A 20256-nucleotide genomic window follows, 5' to 3' on the forward strand; every position below is an offset into this window, starting at 1 on the left:
CCGATACAGCCAGGCGCCGCCTAGCGCTGAGCGCCCGCCTTCGTCCCGCCCACCATCGCCTGCTGCACGCGCAGGAACGGCATGCGCAGTTGCCAGCGTGCCGACCACGGCAGGCGCGCCAGGGCCGCGTGCGCGTCCAGCGCCGGCAGCGCGCCGGTCCAGGCGAACACCACGTGGTTGTCCATCTGCGGCTCGTCCAGGCGCAGCACGCGGCCGCCGAACAGCGCGCGCAGATGCGCCAGATGGCGGCGGGTATCCGTGTCGTACAGGTTCACCGCCAGCACCCCGCCCGGCGCCAGCGCCGCGTGGCAGTCCTCGTAGAAGCTGCGGCTGAGCAGCGCGGCCGGGATGCCGTCGGCGTCGTAGGCGTCGAGCAGCAGCAGGTCGTAGCGGTCGCGCCGCTGCGGCAGTAGCCGCACGCCGTCGCCGTGCACGGCCTCGAAACGCGCGTCGTCGTCCGGGATGCGGAAGGCCGTGCGCAGGGCCAGCACGTCGGCATCGGCTTCGATCGCCTCGATCCGCGCCTGCGGCAGGTGCCGGTAGCAGAACTTGGCCTGCGAGCCACCGCCGAGACCGACGATGCCGATCCGCCGCGGATCCGGGCGCAGCAGCAGCGCGCCGAGCATGCTGCGGGTGTAGCCCACCTGCAGCACGTCCGGCCACCAGGTGTACATGCGGCTCTGGGTCACCTCACCCTTGAACTGCAGGCTGGTGTAGCGCCAGCCGTGGCGGACATAGGGTCGTCCGGGACGCAGGTCGGTGGGTGCGTCCGCTCCTTGTCGCAGCAGGCGGCGCAGCGCGGCCCAGCGGCCGCCGGGCGCCGCGCTCACGGCTTGGCGATGTCGTTGGCGACCCCGTGCGGCACATGTCCGGCGGCGACGCGCTCGCGGGCGGCGCTGTCGATGTTGTGCTGCGAATCGTCGAAGAAGATGTCCGCCCCGAAGGCCTGCAGGAACGGGCCCTTGTGGCGGCCGCCGAGGAACAGCGCCTCGTCCAGGCGCACGCCCCATTCGCGCAACGTACGGATCACCCGCTCGTGCGCCGGCGCCGAGCGCGCGGTGACCAGCGCGGTGCGGATCGGCGACGCTTCGCCAGCCGGGAACGCGGACTGCAGCGCATGCAGTGCCGACAGGAAATTGCGGAACGGCCCGCCCGTCAGCGGCTCGCGCGCGTTCTCGCGTTCGTAGCGACCGAACGCCTCCACGCCCTGCTCGCGCGAGAAGCGCTCGCCCTCGTCGCCGAAGATCACCGCATCGCCGTCGAAGGCGATGCGCAACTGGGTGGACAGGCGGTCGGCGTCGATCGCGCCGGCCGCCGCGGCCGCTTCCTGCGCATGCTCGCCAGGCGGCTTGGGCAGGATGGTCGCCGCGGCGATGCCGTGGCTGAGTGCGCGCCGCACCGACTCCGGGTTGGCCGACAGGAACAGGTCGGTGCCGAACGGCTTGACGTAGGGCCACGTGGCCTCGCCGGAGGTGAAGGTGGCGCGGACGATGCCCAGGCCGTAGTGCTGGATCGAATTGAAGATGCGCAGCCCGGTGTCGGCGGAATTGCGCGACAGCAGGATCACCTCCACCGGCGGCGTCTCCGGCGGCGTGCCCTGGTTCAGCGCCAACAGCTTGCGCACCACCGGAAACGCCACCCCAGGCGCGAGCACATCGTCCTCGCGCTCGCGCTGGTACGCGCTGTACGCCTCCACCCCCTCCCGCTCGAACAGGGCATGGCCCTCTTCCAGATCGAACAGGGCGCGCGAGGTGACCGCGACGGTGAGCAGACGGGGGGAGTTGTCGGACATTTTGGGCTGGCAGTGGGGAATCGGGAATGGGGAATAGGTAAAAGCGGCTTGCAGGCGTGGAAGTTATCCAGGGAAAGGAAATTGCCAGGAAACCGCTCTTGCGATTCCCCATTCCCGATTCCCCACTGCCAGCCGCTACACCATGAATTGCTCGCTCAGGATCCGCTCCTCCAGGTTGTGCTCCGGATCGAACAGCAGGGTGACCAGGCGGTCGCGGGATTCGCGGATGGTGACTTCGACCACGTCGCGGGTCTCGTGCGAGTCGGCGGTGACGCTGACCGGGCGCTTGTACGGGTCCAGCACGCGGAAGCGCACTTCGATGTCGGCCTTGAGGATCGCGCCGCGCCAGCGCCGCGGCCGGTATGGGGCGATCGGGGTCAGCGCCAGGGTGTGCGAACCCAGCGGCAGGATCGGGCCGTGCGCGGAGGAGTTGTAGGCGGTGCTGCCGGCCGGGGTGGAGACCAGCACGCCGTCGCAGATCAACTCGTCGACCCGGGTCTGGCCATTGAGATCGATGCTCACGTGCGCGGCCTGGCGCGTCTGCCGCAGCAGCGAGACCTCGTTGTAGGCCAGCGAGCCGGTGGTGGCGCCGGATTCGGTCTGCGCCAGCATCTCCAGCGGCCGCAGCTTGGCCGGCTCGGCCTGGGCCAGGCGCGCGACCAGGTCGTCGTCGCGGAACTGGTTCATCAGGAACCCGACCGTGCCCAGCTTCATGCCGAACACCGGCTTGCCCAGGCTGCCGTGGCGATGCAGGGTCTGCAGCATGAACCCGTCGCCGCCGAGCGCGCACAGCACATCGGCCTCGGCCGGCTCGCAATCGCCATAGCGCGCGACCAGTTGTTCGCGCGCCCGCTGCGACTCGGTGGGGACACTGGCAAGAAAACAGATGCGGGGCGAGGACGGCATGGACGCATTCATGGCGCCGATCATACCTGTCCGGGTGTAAAGCCGGGATTCGGGAGTCGGGATTCGGGATTGGCAGAAGCGGGCTATCGCGTCGGAAACGGGACAGCCAAGAGCGCGAAATTGCGCAGCCCGAAAGGATGCGATTCGGGAGTGGCGCTTCGGGATTGGCAAAAGCGGGCAACGGGATCGGAAGGTGCAAAGAGGAATCGAGAAAGCGATGCACCGTCGCGAATCCCCACTCTCGACGCCCCAATCCCCCCACCACGACAGCCCCCTCGCCCACCCCCACATTCCTCCCTGGAGGAAAGCCCCCCTTCTGTTAAGGGGGGCGCGGCGAAGCCGCGGGGGATAGGCAAGGTGGCCTTGCGGCGCCAACCGTTTGCGCCGCAAACGGTTGGGTCAGGCCCGCACGGGCCTGACCACGGGGCTACACCCCGTGCGCCGCCAGCTGGCCCAGCCGCTGCACCGCCACCGACACGGTGGGATAGTCCAGCGTCTTCTGCGCAGCCAGTTCCTGCAGCATGCTCAGGGTGAAGCGCAGGCTGCTGTCGTCGCGCTGCAGCCAATGCTGCACCTTGGCCTCGGCGGTGCCGCCCGGCAGGCTCAGCGCCTGGCCGGCCAGCGCGCTGTGGTGCTTGGCCAGTTCGTCGCGCAGCACGCCGCGGGCCACTGCGTGCCAGCGGCCGTTGACCTCCAGCGCGTCGATCTGTTCGAACAGCCACGGCAACTGCAGCGCCTCGCCGAGGCGGAAGTGCACCTTCGACACCTCCACCGGCTTGAGCTTGCGGGTGCGCGCCATCTCGATGATGTCGAACGCCGGCTCCAGGAAGCGCAGTTCCGACAGCTGCTGGGCCAGCGCCGGCGGCAGGCCCTTGTCCTGCCACTCCTGCACCAGGGCTTCGTAGCGCGGACGCTGCGAATCGGGCAGCACGCCGGAGGCGACGCGGATGTCGTTGAACGGCTCGTAGTAGCGCTCCACCGCCGCGGTGATGCCCGGCATCGGGCCCGGACGGAACAGCAGCCAGCGCACGAAGGCGCGCTGCAGCGTCCAGATCACCTCCAGCGCGTCGATCTGCACCGACTCGGGCACCTTGCCGTCCAGCGCATCGATCTGCGTCCACAGCGCGCGCGCATCCAGCGTCTCGCGGCTGATGGTGTAGGCCTTGGCGACCTCGGCGATGCTGCGGCCGGTGTCTTCCTGCATGCGCATCAGGAAGGTGGCGCCCATGCGGTTGATGGTGGTGTTGGTCACCGCCGTGGCGATGATCTCGCGCTTGAGGCGGTGCCGCTCCATCGCGTCGGCGTACTTCTTCTGCAGCGGCTGCGGGAAGTAGCGCTGCAGTTCCTTGGACAGGTACGGGTCCTCGGGGATGTCCGATTCCAGCAACTGCTGGAACGCCACCAGCTTGGAGTAGGACAGCAGCACCGCCAGTTCCGGCCGGGTCAGGCCCTGGCCGCGGGCCTTGCGTGCGGAGATCTCCGCGTCCGAGGGCAGGTACTCGATCTGCCGGTCGAGCAGGCCCTGCGCTTCCAGGGTGCGGATGAAGTGCTGCTTGGAGCCCAGGCGCTTGACGCTCATCCGCTCCATCAGGCTCAGCGCCTGGTTCTGGCGGATGTTGTCCCACAGCACCAGCTCGGCGACCTCGTCGGTCATCGACGCCAGCAGCTTGTTGCGCGCGTCCAGGGTCAGCTTCTTGGCCTGCACCACGTCGTTGAGCAGGATCTTGATGTTGACCTCGTGGTCGGAGGTGTCCACGCCGGCCGAGTTGTCGATGAAGTCGGTGTTGAGCAGCACGCCGACTTGCGCGGCCTCGATGCGACCGAGCTGGGTCAGGCCGAGGTTGCCGCCCTCGCCGACGATCTTGCAGCGCAGCTCGCCGCCGTTGACGCGCAGGCCGTTGTTGGCGCGGTCGCCGACGTCGCCGTGGGTCTCGCTGGCGGCCTTGACGTAGGTGCCGATGCCGCCGTTCCAGAACAGGTCCACCGGCGCCTTGAGGATGGCGTGCATCAGGTCGTTCGGCGAGAGCTGCTTGACCCCCGGCTCCAGGCCCAGCGCCTCGCGTACCGGCGCGCTGATCTCGATGGACTTGAGCGTGCGCGGATAGATGCCGCCGCCGGCGCTGATCAGCTTGGCGTCGTAATCGGCCCAACTGGAGCGCGGCAGCTTGAACAGGCGCTCGCGCTCGGCGAAGGACGCTGCCGCGTCCGGGTTCGGGTCGAGGAAGATGTGGCGGTGGTCGAACGCGGCCAGCAGGCGGATGTGGCGCGACAGCAGCATGCCGTTGCCGAACACGTCGCCGGACATGTCGCCGATGCCCACGCAGGTGAAGTCCTCGTTCTGGCAGTCGCGGCCCAGCGCGCGGAAGTGGCGCTTCACCGACTCCCAGGCGCCGCGCGCGGTGATGCCCATGCCCTTGTGGTCGTAGCCGACCGAGCCGCCGGAGGCGAACGCGTCGCCCAGCCAGAAGCCGTGGTCCAGCGCCAGGCCATTGGCGATGTCGGAGAAGGTGGCCGTGCCCTTGTCGGCGGCGACCACCAGGTACGGGTCGTCCCGGTCGTGGCGCACCACCTGCGGCGGCGGCACGATCTTGCCGCCGACGATGTTGTCGGTGATGTCCAGCAGGCCCTGGATGAACAGCTTGTAGCAGGCGATGCCTTCGGCCAGCACCGCATCGCGGTCACCGCCGACCGGCGGGCGCTTGCAGAAGAAACCGCCCTTGGCGCCGACCGGCACGATCACCGTGTTCTTGACCATCTGCGCCTTGACCAGGCCCAGCACCTCGGTGCGGAAGTCCTCGCGCCGGTCGGACCAGCGCAGGCCGCCGCGCGCCACCGCGCCGAAGCGCAGGTGCACGCCTTCCACGCGCGGGCCGTACACGAAGATCTCGCGGTACGGACGCGGCTTGGGCAGGTCCGGCACCTTGGCCGAATCCAGCTTGAAGCTGATGCAGTGGCCCAGCCCGCCATCGGCGTTGCGCTGGTAGTGGCTGGTGCGCAGGGTCGCCTCGATCACGCCCTTGAAGCTGCGCAGGATGCGGTCCTCGTCCAGGCTCGCCACCTGGTCGAACAGCTTCAGCAGCGCGGCCGAGACCGCCTCCAGTTGCGCCTCTCGGTTGCCGCTGCGCGCGTCGATCACCGGCTGCAGCGCCTTCAGCGCGGCCTCGTCGCCGTGGGCGAGCAGGCGCAGCTGCGCCGCCAGCGCGGCCTGGCCCTCGGCGATCTGCGCCTTGCTCTCGCTGCCGGTGGCCGGATCGAAGCGCGCCTCGAACAGTTCCACCAGCAGCCGTGCCAGCAGCGGATAGCGGTTGCAGGTCTCTTCCACGTAGGCCTGCGAGAACGGCACGCCGGTCTGCAGCAGGTACTTGCAGTAGCCGCGCAGCACCGCGACCTGGCGCCAGCTCAGGCTGGCGCCGACGATCAGGCGGTTGAAGCCGTCGTTCTCGGCGTCGCCGCGCCAGATCCGCACGAACGCCTCGCACAGCGGCGCGTCGGCGGCTTCCACGTCGATGCTGCCGGCCAGCGGCTCGACCTCGAAGTCCTGGATCGACAGCGGCGTGCCGTCCACTACCAGCCGGTACGGACGCTCGGAGATGACCCGCAGGCCCAGGTTCTCCATCATCGGCAGCACGTCCGACAACGGCAGGTCGTCGTGCTGGCGGTACAGCTTCAGGCGCAGGCTGTCGGCGCCGTCGCGGCGCAGCGCCTGCAGGCTCAGGTGCAGGTCTTCCGGGCCGCGCAGCGCGGCCAGGCGCTCGACGTCGCGCGCGGCGATCTGCGCGGTCGACTCCTCGATGTAGCCGGCCGGCAGCGCGCGGCCGTAGCCGGCGGCCAGGCGCAGGCCATCGCGCTCGCCGCGGCTGGCCACCAGCGCCTCGCGCAGGTCGTCGTGCCAGTTGCGCAGCAGGTGCGCCAGGCGCGATTCCAGTTCGGTGGTGTCGAACTCCAGCGCCTCGCCCGGCTTCGGCCGCACGATCATGTGCAACTGCGCCAGCGGCGACTCGCCCAGCACCACGTTGGAATCGATGTATTCGCCGTGCAGCGCGTCCTTCAGCAATGCCTCGATGCGCAGGCGCACGTCGGTGTTGAAGCGCTCGCGCGGGATGTACACCAGTGCGGAAATGAAACGGCCGTACTTGTCGCGGCGCAGGAACAGGCGGCTGCGCACCCGCTCCTGCAGACCGAGGATGCCCATCGCGGTGCGGTACAGCTCTTCCTCGTTGGACTGGAACAGTTCCTCGCGCGGCAACGTCTCCAGGATGTGGCGCAGCGCCTTGCCGCTGTGGCTGCTCGGGGTCAGCTCGGACTTGCGCATGACCGAGTCGAAGCGCTCGCGCACCAGCGGAATCTCCCACGGGCGGCGGTTGTAGGCGCTGGAGGTGAACAGGCCGAGGAAGCGCTGCTCGGCGATGATGCGGCCCTTGGCGTCGAACTCCAGCACGCCGATGTAGTCCATGTAGCCGCTGCGGTGCACCCGCGAGCGCGCATTGGTCTTGGTCAGGATCAGCGCTTCCTTGGTGCCGGACTCGCTGAGGCCGTGCGCGGCCAGCGTGCGCACCGGCCGCGCCGGCGACTTGTCCTGCCCGCGCAGCAGGCCCAGGCCGCTGTCTTCCAGCGGCGCCAGCACGTCTTCGCCGCCCTGCTTCTCCACGCGGTACTCGCGGTAGCCGAAGAAGGTGAAGTGGTCGGCCGCGGCCCAGCGCAGGAATTCCTGCGCCTCGCGCCGGCCCTTGTCGTCCACCGGCAGGCGCCGGGTGGTCAGGTCGTCGGCCAGCGCCAGCATCTTCTCGCGCATGCTGCCCCAGTCGCGCACGATGTTGCGCACCTCGCCGAGGATGCGCCGGATCGCCGCTTCCACCTGCGCCATGTCTTCCGGCGGCTGCCGGTCGATCTCCAGCGCCATCAGCGATTCCGCCTTGCCCTCGCCCACGTTCTCCAGCGTGCCGCTCTTGTCGCGCTGCATGCGCAGCACCGGATGGCCCAGCACGTGCACGCCGATGCCCAGTTCCGCCAGCGCCATGCTCACCGAATCGACCAGGAACGGCATGTCGTCGTTGACGATCTGCAGCACCGTGTGCGACGACTCCCAACCGTCGTCCTTCAGATTCGGATTGAACACCCGCACGTTGACCGTGCCCGGCTTGCGCTTGCGCGCGAATTCCAGCATCGACGCGGCCAGCGCCGCCCACTCCTGCGCGCTGTGGTGGGGGAACTCGTCCTCCTCCATGCGCTTGTAGAACTCCTCGGCGAACGTCTGCGCTTCCTCCTGGCGGGCGGCCGGATAGCGCTTGCGCAGCGCCGCGAACACCGGGGTCAGGCTGAAACCGCTGGCGGCGGGCGCCGCGTCGATCACCTTGGCCGTGGCCGGCACGGTCGCGGCCAGCTTGGGCGGCGTCGCGGCCTTGCGCGGGGCGGCGGGCTTGGCCGCAGGCTTGGCGGCCGCCTTAGTCTTGGCAGGTGCCTTGGCCGGCTTGGTGGCGGACGGGGTCGCGGTGGTGCGGGTGGCGGCCGGAGATTTGGAACGGGAAGCGGCGTGTTTGGGTTTCATGACGGAGAGCAGCAACGATGCTCGATGGGAAAGCGAGAATTGTACCGGTGCTCCGTTCAACTACCTTGCTGCATCGCAAACCGAGGGCGTGGCGGAGACGAGGCGCCAAATCGGGCAAAGCGGCTCGCAACACCATCGTCACGCCGCGATCACCATGCTTTGCGGGCCGTGTTGTTGTCAGCAAGAACGCCGCGGTGTCAAGGCTGTTCTAATTCTAAACTGGACGGTATAGTCCACAATCGATGAGCACCCCCCTCGCCTCTGCCGCACAGCGCCAGGCGCGCGACCAACGCGTGTACGCGGTCGTGCGCGAGCTGCTGGCCGAGGAAGGCATGGGCCTGAGCATGGACACGGTGGCGGCACGCGCTGGCTGCTCCAAGCAGACCCTGTACAGCCGCTACCGCAGCAAGCAGGCCTTGCTGCGGCGGGCCCTGCAGGACCACCTGGACCTGGCCACCGCGCACCTGGAGCCGGCGCAGGGCGACCTGCGCGGCAGCCTGCTGCGCTTCGCCTGCGAATACCTGGAACAGTTGTTCGAGCCGAGCGTTCTGCAGAGTTCCCAGCTGATCGCCGCCGAGTCCCGGCACTTCCCCGAAGAAGCCCGCGCCTTGTTCCACGACAGCGCCGGTGCACTGATGCAGCGCCTGAGCGAGCATCTGCGCGATGCCATGGCCCGCGGCCAGCTCCGGCATGACGATCCGCACTTCATGGCCGAACTGCTGTTGAGCATGATCGTCGGCATGGATTTCGAGCGTCGGCGCTTCCACAGCGCGCATCGCGACGCGCCCGCCGCGCAGCGTGCTTGGGCCGAGTTCGCCGTGGACGGTTTCCTGCGCGCCTTCACCCCCGCCCCTTCCCTTCCTTCTACAAAACCAGACCGGAGTACCACCCGATGACCTCCCCGTTGCGTTCTCTCGCCCTGGCCTGCGCCGTCGTGGTGGTGTTGGCGTCCTGCAAGAAACAGGATCAGCAGCAGGCCATGCCGCCGCCGGAGGTGGGCGTGCTGCAGGCGCAGCCGCAGACCGTGCCGCTGCAGCGCGACCTGGTCGGCCGCCTGTCCGCGTTCCGTAGCGCCGATGTGCGCGCCCGCGTGGCCGGCGTGCTGGAAAAGCGCCTGTACACCGAAGGCACCGACGTCAAGGAAGGCCAGCCGCTGTTCCAGATCGACCCGGCGCCGCTGCGGGCGACGCTGGCCTCGGCGCAGGGCCAGCTGGCCGCCGCCGAAGCCACCTACGCCAACGCCAAGGCCGCCGCGGCCCGCGCGCGCAGCCTGGCACCGCAGGCCTATGTGTCCAAGTCCGACCTGGACAACGCCGAGGCCACCGAGCGCAGTTCCGCCGCGTCGGTGCAGCAGGCCCGTGCCGCGGTCGAAACCGCGCGCATCAACCTCGGCTACGCCACCGTCACCGCGCCGATCGCCGGCCGCGCCGGCAAGCAGCAGGTCACCGAGGGCGCGCTGGTCGGCCAGGGCGACAGCACCCTGCTGACCACGATCGACCAGCTCGACCCGCTGTACGTCAACTTCTCGATGAGCGCCGACGAACTGGCGCAGCTGCGCCAGGCGCAGACCGAGGGCAACGTCGCCCTCAACGCCGAGGACAAGTCCACCGTGCAGATCAAGCTCGGCGACGGCAGCACCTATGCGCATGCCGGCACCCTGGACTTCTCCGGCGCCGCGGTGGATCCGAGCACCGGCTCGGTGACGCTGCGCGCATTGCTGCCGAACCCGGACCGGGTGCTGCTGCCCGGCGCCTTTGTCAGCTTCGCGGCCAACCTGGGCCAGCGCAAGGACGTCTACCTGATCCCGCAGGCGGCGGTGCTGCGCGATGCCAAGGGCGCCTACGCCATGGTCGTCGGCAAGGACAGCAAGGTGGTGCGCAAGGACCTGACCACGGTCGGCCAGCAGGGCGACAAGTGGATCGTCAGCGGCGGCCTGCAGAGCGGCGACCAGGTGGTCGTCAGTGGCCTGCCCAAGGTCAAGGAAGGCGCACCGGCCGTGGCCAAGCCGTGGGACCCGAACGCCGCTGCGCAGGGCCAGGGCCCGGGCGCTGGCGCGGCCCCCGGCCAGGGCGCCCAGGGTGCTGCCGCGCAGGCCAAGGGCGCCGCCCCGGCGCAGGGCGCAGCGCACGGCGATTCGCCGGACGCCGCCTCGCATTCCGACCAGCCGAAGCAGTAACGGACTCCCCCCATGCCTAAGTTCTTCATCGAACACCCGGTCTTCGCCTGGGTGGTGGCGATCCTGATCTCGCTCAGCGGCGTGATCGCCATCCTCAATCTCGGCGTCGAGTCGTATCCCTCGATCGCCCCGCCCCAGGTCACCGTCACCGCCACCTATCCCGGCGCCAGCGCCAGCACCACCGAACGCTCGGTCACCCAGGTGATCGAGCAGCAGTTGACCGGCATCGACCATCTGCTGTACTTCAGCTCGTCGTCGTCCTCCAGCGGCACCGCCACCATCACCCTGACCTTCGAGACCGGCACCGATCCGGACATCGCCCAGGTGCAGGTGCAGAACAAGGTGTCGCTGGCCACCCCGCGCCTGCCCTCGGAAGTGACCGCGCAGGGCGTGGTGGTGGCCAAGGCCAACGCCGGCTTCCTCAGCGTGATCGCGCTGCGTTCGGACAACCCGTCGATCGACCGCGACGCGCTCAACGACATCGTCGGTTCGCGCGTGCTGGAGCAGATCTCGCGCGTGCCCGGCGTCGGCAGCACCCAGCAGTTCGGTGCCGAGTACGCCATGGACATCTGGCTGAACCCGGAGAAGCTGCAGGGTTACCACATGTCCGCCAACGACGTGTACACCGCGATCCGCGCCCAGAACGTGCAGTTCGCGGCCGGCTCACTGGGTTCCGACCCGGCACCGCAGGGCCAGTCGTTCACCGCCACGGTCAGCGCCGAAGGCCGCTTCACCTCGCCCGAGCAGTTCGAGAACATCATCCTGCGCGCCGACGGCAACGGCACCGTGGTGCGGCTGAAGGACGTGGCCCGGGTCGCGTTCGGCCCGACCAACTTCGGCTTCGATACCCAGTACAACGGCAAGCCGACCGGCGCCTTCGCGATCCAGCTGCTGCCCGGCGCCAATGCGCTGAGCGTGTCCGAGGCGGTCAAGTCCAAGATGGACGAGCTGCAGCCCAGCTTCCCGCAGGGCGTCACTTGGTTCACGCCGTACGAGAGCACCACCTTCGTCAAGATCTCGATCGAGGAAGTGGTCAAGACCCTGGCCGAAGCGATCGTGCTGGTGTTCCTGGTGATGCTGGTGTTCCTGCAGAACTTCCGCGCCACCATCATCCCCACCCTGGTCATCCCGGTGGCGTTGCTGGGCACCTTCCTGGGCATGTGGGTGATTGGCTTCACCATCAACCAGTTGACCCTGTTCGCAATGGTGCTGGCGATCGGCATCGTGGTCGACGACGCGATCGTGGTGATCGAGAACGTCGAACGCATCATGTCCGAGGAGCACCTGGCACCGAAGGCGGCCACGCACAAGGCGATGACCCAGATCACCGGCGCGGTGGTGGCGATCACCGTGGTGCTGGCGGCGGTGTTCATCCCCTCGGCAATGCAGCCCGGCGCGGCCGGCGCGATCTACAAGCAGTTCGCGATCACCATCGCCATGTCGATGGCGTTCTCGGCGTTCCTGGCGCTGAGCTTCACCCCGGCGCTGTGCGCGGCCTTCCTCAAGCCCACCCACAACGACAACCCGAACTGGGTCTACCGCACCTTCAACAAGTACTACGACAAGCTGGCGCACCGCTATGTCGGCGCGGTCGGCAGCACCATCCGCCGCGCGCCGCGCTGGATGGCGGTGTTCGCCCTGCTGTTGGTGCTGTGCGGCTTCCTGTTCACGCGCATGCCGGGCAGCTTCCTGCCGGAAGAGGACCAGGGCTTCGCGCTGGCGATCGTGCAGTTGCCGCCGGGTGCGACCAAGACCCGCACCAACGAGGTGTTCGCGCAGATGCGCGGCGTGCTGCAGCAGCAGAAGGCGGTCGAAGGCATGCTGCAGGTGGCCGGCTTCAGCTTCCTGGGCCGCGGCGAGAACGTGGGCATGGGCTTCATCCGGCTCAAGCCCTGGGAGGACCGCGACATCGCCGCAGGCGACCTGATCCAGCAGTTGAACGGGATGTTCTACGGGATCAAGGACGCGCAGATCTTCGTGGTCAACCTGCCGACCGTGCAGGGCCTGGGCCAGTTCGGCGGCTTCGACATGTGGCTGCAGGACCGGACCGGTGCCGGCGAAGAAGCCCTGCTGCAGGCGCGCAACATCGTGCTCGGCAAGGCCGCGCAGCGCCAGGACACCCTGGCCGGCGTGCGCCCGAACGGCCTGGAGAACTCGCCGCAGCTGCAGTTGAAGGTGGACCGCGTGCAGGCGCAGTCGATGGGCCTGTCGGTCAACGACATCTACCAGTCGATCCAGCTGATGCTGGCGCCGGTGTACGTCAACGACTTCTTCTACGAAGGCCGCATCAAGCGCGTCAACATGCAGGCCGACGCGCCGTTCCGCACCGGTCCGGAGTCGCTGCGCAACTTCTACGTGCCCAGCAGCACCGCCACCGACAGCAGCGGCCTGCCGCAGATGATCCCGTTGAGCACGGTGGTGAGCTCGGACTGGATCTACAGCTCGCCCTCGCTGAGCCGCTACAACGGCTACTCGGCGGTCAACATCGTCGGTAACCCGGCCCCGGGCGGCAGCTCGGGCCAGGCGATGGGTGCGATGGAGGACATCGTCAACAACGACCTGCCGCCGGGCTTCGGCTTCGACTGGAGCGGCATGTCGTACCAGGAAATCATCGCCGGCAACACCGCCACGCTGCTGCTGGTGCTGTCGATCGTGGTGGTGTTCCTGTGCCTGGCGGCGCTGTACGAGAGCTGGTCGATCCCGGTGTCGGTGCTGCTGGTGGTACCGATCGGCGTGCTCGGTGCGGTGGCGTTCTCGCTGCTGCGCGGCCTGCCCAACGACATCTACTTCAAGATCGGCCTGATCACGGTGATCGGCCTGGCCGCCAAGAACGCGATCCTGATCGTCGAGTTCGCGGTGGAGCAGCGGGCGATGGGCAAGACCCTGCGCGAGGCCGCGGCCGAGGCGGCGCACCTGCGCTTCCGCCCGATTCTGATGACCTCGTTCGCGTTCATCCTCGGCGTGCTGCCGATGGCGATCTCCACCGGTGCCGGCGCCAACGCCCGCCACGCCATCGGTACCGGCGTGATCGGCGGCATGCTGTTCGCCACCGTGCTGGGCGTGCTGTTCATCCCGCTGTTCTTCGTGATGGTGCGGCGCATGCTCGGCGACAAGCTGGACGAGCCGTCGAAGGAGTTCACGCAGATGCAGGAAGCCGGTTTGGCGCGGCATCAGCCGGATCGCTGAGGGGCGGGGATTGGGGATTCGGGAGTAGGGATTCGTGAATCGACCCGCTCCCGGTCCTGATCCTTCCGCCCTGCAGAGGCAAAACAAGAAGCGGCCGCAAGGCCGCTTTTTGTTGTCCGGGAACCTAGTCGGGAAGTGCGGTCCAAAACCCGGCCCAAGGCTGAGAGCTCCTTCAAGGCCGAGCGCTCCTTGTGGGAGGGACTTCAGTCCCGACGCATTGCAGCCAGAGCCCGCTCATTCCTTTTGCCCCCAAAGAAAAAGCGGCCCTGCGGCCGCTTCTCCTTGAATCATCAGCCGATGCAGGAACCGGCTAATCCCCCATCCCGACTCCCGGCCTCACCGCAGCCCCGTCTCGTTGCGCGCGATCACCAGGCGCTGGATCTCGCTGGTGCCCTCATAGATCTCGGTGATCTTGGCATCGCGGAAGTAGCGCTCCAGCGGCATCTCCTTGGAGTAGCCCATGCCGCCGTGGATCTGCACCGCCTGGTGGGTGATCCACATCGCCGCCTCGGAGGCGGTCAGCTTGGCCACCGAGGCCTCGGTGGTGAAGCGCTGGCCCTGCCCCTTCAGCCACGCCGCGCGCAAGGTCAGCAGCAGCGCCGCGTCCAGCTTGCACTTCATGTCGGCGATCTTGGCCTGGGTCATCTGGAACGCGCCGATCGGCGAACCGAACGCCTTGCGCTCCTTCACGTACTCCAGCGTCGCCTCGTAGGCGGCGCGGGCCAGGCCGATCGCCTGCGAGGCGATGCCGATGCGGCCGGCGTCGAGCACGCTCATGGCGATCTTGAAGCCCTCGCCCGGGGTGCCCAGCACCTCGTCGGCGCTGGCCACGTAGTCCTGGAACTCGATTTCGCAGGTGGCCGAGGCGCGGATGCCCAGCTTGGGTTCGGTCTTGCCACGATGGAAGCCCGGCTTGTCGGTATCGACCACGAACGCGGTGATGCCGCGTGCGCCCTTGTCCGGCTCGCTCATCGCGAACAGCACGATGTACTTGGCGACCGGGCCGGAGGTGATCCAGCTCTTCTTGCCGTTGATGACGAAGCTGCCGTCGTCCTGGCGCACCGCGCGGCACCGCATCGCGGTGGCGTCGGAGCCGGACTGCGGCTCGGTCAGGGCGAAGGCGCCGATCTCGCGGCCCTCGGCGATGGCGCGCACGTAGGTCTGCTTCTGTTCCTCGTTGCCGTTCTTGAGGATGCCGGCGCAGAACAGCGAGTTGTTGACCGACACGATGGTCGAATGTGCCGCATCGCCCGCGGCGATCTCGACCATCGCCAGCACGTAGGCGATCGGGTCCATGCCGGCGCCGCCGTATTCCTCCGGCACCTCGATGCCCATCAGCCCGTTCTCGCCCAGCAGGCGGATGTTCTCCAGCGGGAATTCGCCGGTACGGTCGTGGTGCTCGGCGCTGGGGGCGATTCGCTCCTGGGCGATGCGCCGCGCCACGTCCTGGATCATCAATTGCTCTTCGGTAAAGCTGAAATCCACGTCGAACCCCTCCCGGGCTTGTTGGTGCGGCCATTGTAGCCGGGCCGACCATACGCCGGCGTGTGCAACTTGACCGGAACCGCCGCGCGGACCAAAATATCTCTATATCGCGATAGGAAGATATTTATGGATCTGGAGGACTGGTCGTCCCGGCTGAAGGTCTTCGCCGACGCCACCCGCGTGCGCCTGCTGGCGCTGCTGGAGCAGGAGGAGCTGACCGTGGCCGAACTGTCGGCCATCACCCGCCTGGCGCAGCCGCGCGTCTCGACCCACCTGGCCAAGCTCAAGGAGGCCGGGCTGGTGCGCGACCGCCGCGCCGGCGTGTCGGCCTATTATCGCTTCGACGAGACCCTGCTGGACCCGGCCCAGCGCGCGCTGTGGCTGGCGCTGAGCACCGGTAGCGACGATCCGCTGCTGCGCCAGGACGCCGAACGCGTGGCCGCGGTGCTGGCCAACCGCGCCGCCGACCAGAACTGGGCCGACTCGGTGGCCGGCGACATGGAACGCCACTATTCGCCCGGCCGCACCTGGGAGGCGCTGGCGCGCACCGCCCTGCCGCTGCTGGAGACCGGCGACGTGCTCGACATCGCCTCCGGCGACGGCGTGCTGGCCGAACTGGTGGCGCCGCACGCGCGCCGCTACGTCTGCATCGACACCAGCGCGCGGGTGGTGGCTGCGGCCAGCGAGCGCCTGCGCCGGCTCGGCAACGTGGAAGTGCGCGAGGGCGACATGCACGCCCTGCCCTTCCCGGACGCCAGCTTCGACCTGGTGGTGATGATGCACGCCCTGACCTACGCCACCAAGCCCGCGCAGGCGGTGTGCGAATCGGCGCGGGTGCTGCGCCCGGGCGGCCGCCTGCTGCTGTGCAGCCTGGCGCGCCACGAACACAAGGCCGCGGTGCAGGCCTACGGCCACGTCAACCTCGGCTTCGCCGCCAAGGAACTGCGCAAGTTCGTCGGCAAGGCCGGGCTCGAGGTCTCCAGCCTGGAAACCGTGACCCGCGAGAAGCGCCCGCCGCACTTCGAAGTGATTTCGTTGATTGCGGGGAAGCCGGGAATCGGGATTGGGGAATCGGGAATCGAAAAAGCAACCGCCAAGGCCAAGGCGGCCGCAGGAGATGTCGCATGAGCACCATCGCTCCTCCCCCATTCCCCACTCCCCATTCCCCACTCCCGGCCTCCCAATGGCTCCACCCCCAGCGCGCTGAGGCGCTGCTGCAGGCCTTGTCCGAGCGCATCCTGATCATCGACGGGGCGATGGGCACGATGATCCAGCGCCATGGGCTGCAGGAGGCCGACTACCGCGGCGAGCGCTTCGCCGAGGGCTACGACGCGCAGGCCGCGCACGTGCATGGCCCCGGCTGCGACCACGCGCCGCAGGGTCACGACCTGAAGGGCAACAACGACCTGTTGCTGCTGACCCGCCCCGAGGTGATCGCCGAGATCCACCGGGCCTACCTCGACGCCGGCGCCGACCTGCTCGAGACCAACACCTTCAACGCCACCGCCATCAGCCAGGCCGACTACCACCTGGAACACCTGGTCTACGAACTCAACAAGGCCGGCGCGCAGGTCGCCCGCGCCTGTTGCGATGCGGTCGAGGCACTGACGCCGGACAAGCCGCGGTTCGTGATCGGCGTGCTCGGCCCGACCAGCCGCACCGCCTCGATCAGCCCGGACGTCAACGATCCCGGCTTCCGCAATACCAGCTTCGACGAACTGCGCACCACCTACCGCGAGGCCATTGACGGCCTGATCGACGGCGGCGCCGACACGCTGATGGTGGAGACCATCTTCGACACGCTCAACGCCAAGGCCGCGCTGTACGCGATCGAAGAGGTGTTCGACGCGCGCGGCGGGCGCCTGCCGGTGATGATCTCCGGCACCATCACCGACGCCTCCGGCCGCACCCTGTCCGGGCAGACCGCCGAAGCGTTCTACGCCTCGGTCGCGCATGGGCGGCCGCTGTCGGTGGGGCTGAACTGCGCGCTCGGCGCCAAGGACCTGCGCCCGCACGTGGAAACCCTGGCGCGGATCGCCGACGGCTACGTCAGCGCGCACCCCAACGCCGGCCTGCCCAACGCCTTCGGCGAGTACGACGAGACGCCCGAGGAAATGGCGGCGACGCTGCGCGAGTTCGCCGAGTCCGGGCTGCTGAACCTGGTCGGCGGCTGCTGCGGCACCACCCCCGCCCACATCCGCGCCATCGCCGAAGCGGTGCGCGGGCTGCCGCCGCGCGTGCCGCTGGCGGCGCAGGCGCAGGCCGCCTGATGTCCGCCGCGCGCATGCCCGCCGTCGCCGCCCGCGCGCCCTGGCGCCAGTGCGGTACCGCCTGCGTGCGCGCCGGCACCTCCCCGTTTCCGGAACGCTGACCATGTCCTCCGCCCGCCACACCCGCCTGTCCGGCCTGGAGCCGTTGCTGCTGACCCCGGACCTGCTGTTCGTCAACGTCGGCGAGCGCACCAACGTCACCGGCAGCGCGCAGTTCCGCAAGCTGATCAAGGAAGAGCGCTACGAGGAAGCGGTGGAGGTGGCGCGCCAGCAGGTCGCCAATGGCGCGCAGATCCTCGACGTCAACATGGACGAGGGCCTGATCGATTCGGAGAAGGCGATGGTGCGCTTTCTCAACCTGATCATGTCCGAGCCGGACATCGCGCGCATCCCGATCATGGTCGACTCCTCCAAGTGGAGCGTGATCGAGGCCGGGCTGAAGTGCCTGCAGGGCAAGAGCGTGGTCAACTCGATCTCGCTCAAGGAAGGCGAGGCGCCGTTCGTCGAACAGGCGCGCAAGGTGCTGCGCTATGGCGCCGCGGCGGTGGTGATGGCCTTCGACGAGGTCGGCCAGGCCGACACCTGCGCGCGCAAGGTGGAGATCTGCACCCGCGCCTACCGCATCCTCACCGAGCAGGTCGGGTTCCCGCCGGAAGACATCATCTTCGACCCGAACATCTTCGCCGTGGCCACCGGCATCGAGGAGCACGACAACTACGCGGTCGACTTCATCGAGGCGACCCGCGAGATCAAGCGCACCCTGCCGCACTGCCACGTCTCCGGCGGCGTCTCCAACGTGTCGTTCTCGTTCCGCGGCAACGAGACCGTGCGCCAGGCGATCCATTCGGTGTTCCTGTACCACGCCATCGCCGCCGGCATGGACATGGGCATCGTCAACGCCGGCGGCATGCCGATCTACGACGAGTTGGATGCGGAGCTGCGCGAGCGCGTGGAGGACGTGATCCTCAACCGTCGCCGCGACGCCACCGAACGCCTGCTGGAAATCGCCGAGCGTTACAAAAAGGCGGGGAATCGGGAGGCGGGAGTCGGGAATCGGGAAAAGCTGGCCTGGCGCGAAAAGACCGTGCGCGAGCGGTTGAGCCATGCACTGGTGCACGGCATCGACGAGTTCGTCGAGACCGATACCGAAGAGGCGCGGCAGCAGGCCGCGCGCCCGCTGGACGTGATCGAAGGCCCGCTGATGGACGGCATGAACGTGGTCGGCGACCTGTTCGGCGCCGGCAAGATGTTCCTGCCGCAGGTGGTGAAGTCGGCGCGGGTGATGAAGAAGGCGGTCGCCTACCTGCTGCCCTACATCGAGGCGGAAAAACTGCGCAGCGGCGACACCGGCAAATCCAACGGCAAGATCATCATGGCCACGGTCAAGGGCGACGTACACGACATCGGCAAGAACATCGTCGGCGTGGTCCTGGCCTGCAACAACTTCGACGTGATCGACCTGGGGGTGATGGTGCCGACCCAGACCATCCTCGACCGCGCCCGCGCCGAGAACGCCGACATCATCGGCCTGTCCGGGCTGATCACCCCGTCGCTGGAAGAGATGACCCACGTCGCCCGCGAGATGCAGCGCCAGGGCTTTTCGATGCCGCTGCTGATCGGCGGCGCCACCACCTCGCGCGCGCACACTGCGCTGAAGATCGACCCGCACTATGCGGCGCCGACGGTGTGGGTCAAGGACGCCTCGCGCGCGGTGGGCGTGGCGCAATCGCTGATCTCGCGCGAACTGCGCGCCGCCTTCGTCGCTTCCAACGACGCCGACTACGCCGAGATCCGCCAGCGCCACAAGAACCGCGGCGACGCCAAGCGCCTGGTCTCGCTCGCGCACGCCCGCGGGCAGCGCTTCGACGGCGGCTGGGACGCCTACACCCCGCCGACCCCGCGCCAGCCCGGCCTGCACGTGTTCGACGACTACCCGCTGGACGACCTGGTCCCGCTGATCGACTGGACGCCGTTCTTCCAGGCCTGGGAACTGGCCGGCAAGTTCCCGGCGATCCTCACCGACGAGATCGTCGGCCAGCAGGCCAGCGAGCTGTACCAGGACGCGCGGGCGATGCTGCAGCGGATCGTCGAGGAGAAATGGCTGACCGCCAAGGCGGTGTTCGGGCTGTGGCCGGCGCAGTCGGTCGGGGATGACGTTGTGGTCCTGACGGACCGGGAATCGGGAGACGGGAATGGGGAATCGTCGAGCGGGACTGCGCCGCTCGACCATTCCCGATTCTCCATTCCCCATTCCCTGCATTTCCTGCGGCAACAGGTCGACAAACCCGCCGAGCGCCCGGACTTCTGCCTGGCCGACTTCATCGCCCCGCGCGACAGCGGCAAGCAGGACTGGATCGGTGCGTTCGCGGTCACCGCCGGCATCGGCATCGAGCCGCACGTGGCGCGCTTCGAGGCGGCGCACGACGACTACAACGCGATCCTGCTCAAGGCCCTGGCCGACCGCCTGGCCGAGGCGCTGGCCGAGCGCCTGCACCAGCGCGTGCGCACCGAGTTCTGGGGCTATGTCGACGACGAGGCGCTGGACAACGAGGCGCTGATCGCCGAGCGCTATCGCGGCATCCGTCCCGCCCCCGGCTACCCGGCCTGCCCCGACCACAGCGAGAAGCAGACCCTGTTCGCGCTGCTCGACGCCGGACGCAACGCCGGCATGTCGCTGACCGAGAGTTTCGCGATGCTGCCGACCGCCGCGGTGTCCGGCTACTACTTCAGTCACCCGCAGAGCCAGTACTTCGTGGTCGGCCGGCTGGGCAAGGAGCAACTCGCCGACTACGCGCGGCGCAAGGGTGTCTCGCTGCAACAGGCCGAGCGCTGGCTGGCCTCCAACCTGGACTACGACCCGGAGTGAGCCGGGGCCGGTCGCAGGTGCGACCTGCAT

Annotated in this window: 11 protein-coding genes; 6 read left to right on the forward strand and 5 right to left on the reverse strand. The window is 68.6% G+C overall.

What is annotated here, in order from left to right; translation table 11 throughout:
- Positions 1–20: 20 nt before the first annotated feature.
- The 4 genes from Q7W82_RS14475 to Q7W82_RS14490 form a co-directional block, all read right to left on the reverse strand.
- Positions 21–830 carry a fused MFS/spermidine synthase gene (locus Q7W82_RS14475; RefSeq protein ID WP_242160408.1) on the reverse strand — a complete coding sequence of 270 codons (810 nt, stop codon included), beginning with the start codon at positions 828–830 and terminating at the stop codon, positions 21–23.
- Positions 827–1792, reverse strand: a complete 966-nt coding sequence (locus Q7W82_RS14480; protein WP_017907609.1) for a 5'-nucleotidase — start codon at positions 1790–1792, stop codon at positions 827–829. Before Q7W82_RS14480 ends, Q7W82_RS14475 begins: the two co-directional genes overlap by 4 nt.
- A gap of 135 nt (positions 1793–1927) precedes the next feature.
- Complete coding sequence (locus Q7W82_RS14485) at positions 1928–2698, reverse strand: NAD kinase (protein ID WP_184502413.1); 771 nt, start codon at positions 2696–2698, stop codon at positions 1928–1930.
- Between the two features lie 427 nt (positions 2699–3125).
- Positions 3126–8243 carry an NAD-glutamate dehydrogenase domain-containing protein gene (locus tag Q7W82_RS14490; RefSeq protein ID WP_242160409.1) on the reverse strand — a complete coding sequence of 1706 codons (5118 nt, stop codon included), beginning with the start codon at positions 8241–8243 and terminating at the stop codon, positions 3126–3128.
- Positions 8244–8485: 242 nt separating this feature from the next.
- Here Q7W82_RS14490 and Q7W82_RS14495 point away from each other — a divergent pair, with 242 nt between their 5' ends.
- The 3 genes from Q7W82_RS14495 to Q7W82_RS14505 are packed head-to-tail and all read left to right on the forward strand — an operon-like array spanning position 8486 to position 13605.
- Positions 8486–9139 carry a TetR/AcrR family transcriptional regulator gene (locus Q7W82_RS14495; protein WP_242160410.1) on the forward strand — a complete coding sequence of 218 codons (654 nt, stop codon included), beginning with the start codon at positions 8486–8488 and terminating at the stop codon, positions 9137–9139.
- On the forward strand, positions 9136–10419 hold the full coding sequence (locus Q7W82_RS14500; RefSeq protein WP_242160411.1) for an efflux RND transporter periplasmic adaptor subunit: 1284 nt from the start codon (positions 9136–9138) through the stop codon (positions 10417–10419). Before Q7W82_RS14495 ends, Q7W82_RS14500 begins: the two co-directional genes overlap by 4 nt.
- Before the next feature lie 12 nt (positions 10420–10431).
- Positions 10432–13605: a multidrug efflux RND transporter permease subunit gene (locus Q7W82_RS14505; protein WP_242160412.1), complete on the forward strand. Its 3174-nt coding sequence runs from the start codon at positions 10432–10434 to the stop codon at positions 13603–13605.
- 336 nt (positions 13606–13941) lie between these two features.
- On the opposite strand, the gene Q7W82_RS14510 is transcribed toward Q7W82_RS14505, so the two are convergent.
- On the reverse strand, positions 13942–15090 hold the full coding sequence (locus Q7W82_RS14510; RefSeq protein ID WP_242160413.1) for an acyl-CoA dehydrogenase family protein: 1149 nt from the start codon (positions 15088–15090) through the stop codon (positions 13942–13944).
- Positions 15091–15216: 126 nt separating this feature from the next.
- On the opposite strand from Q7W82_RS14510, the gene Q7W82_RS14515 reads away from it, so the two are divergent.
- The 3 genes from Q7W82_RS14515 (at position 15217) to metH (ending at position 20226) form a co-directional block, all read left to right on the forward strand.
- Positions 15217–16218: a metalloregulator ArsR/SmtB family transcription factor gene (locus tag Q7W82_RS14515; protein ID WP_242160414.1), complete on the forward strand. Its 1002-nt coding sequence runs from the start codon at positions 15217–15219 to the stop codon at positions 16216–16218.
- Positions 16215–17360: a homocysteine S-methyltransferase family protein gene (locus Q7W82_RS14520; RefSeq protein WP_242160415.1), complete on the forward strand. Its 1146-nt coding sequence runs from the start codon at positions 16215–16217 to the stop codon at positions 17358–17360. The genes Q7W82_RS14515 and Q7W82_RS14520 overlap by 4 nt, the downstream gene beginning before the upstream one ends.
- Before the next feature lie 103 nt (positions 17361–17463).
- Positions 17464–20226: a methionine synthase gene (gene metH / locus Q7W82_RS14525; protein ID WP_242160416.1), complete on the forward strand. Its 2763-nt coding sequence runs from the start codon at positions 17464–17466 to the stop codon at positions 20224–20226.
- Positions 20227–20256 lie beyond the last annotated feature (30 nt).

Origin of the sequence: Xanthomonas indica, from assembly GCF_040529045.1 — a bacterium.
Lineage (GTDB): Bacteria > Pseudomonadota > Gammaproteobacteria > Xanthomonadales > Xanthomonadaceae > Xanthomonas_A > Xanthomonas_A indica.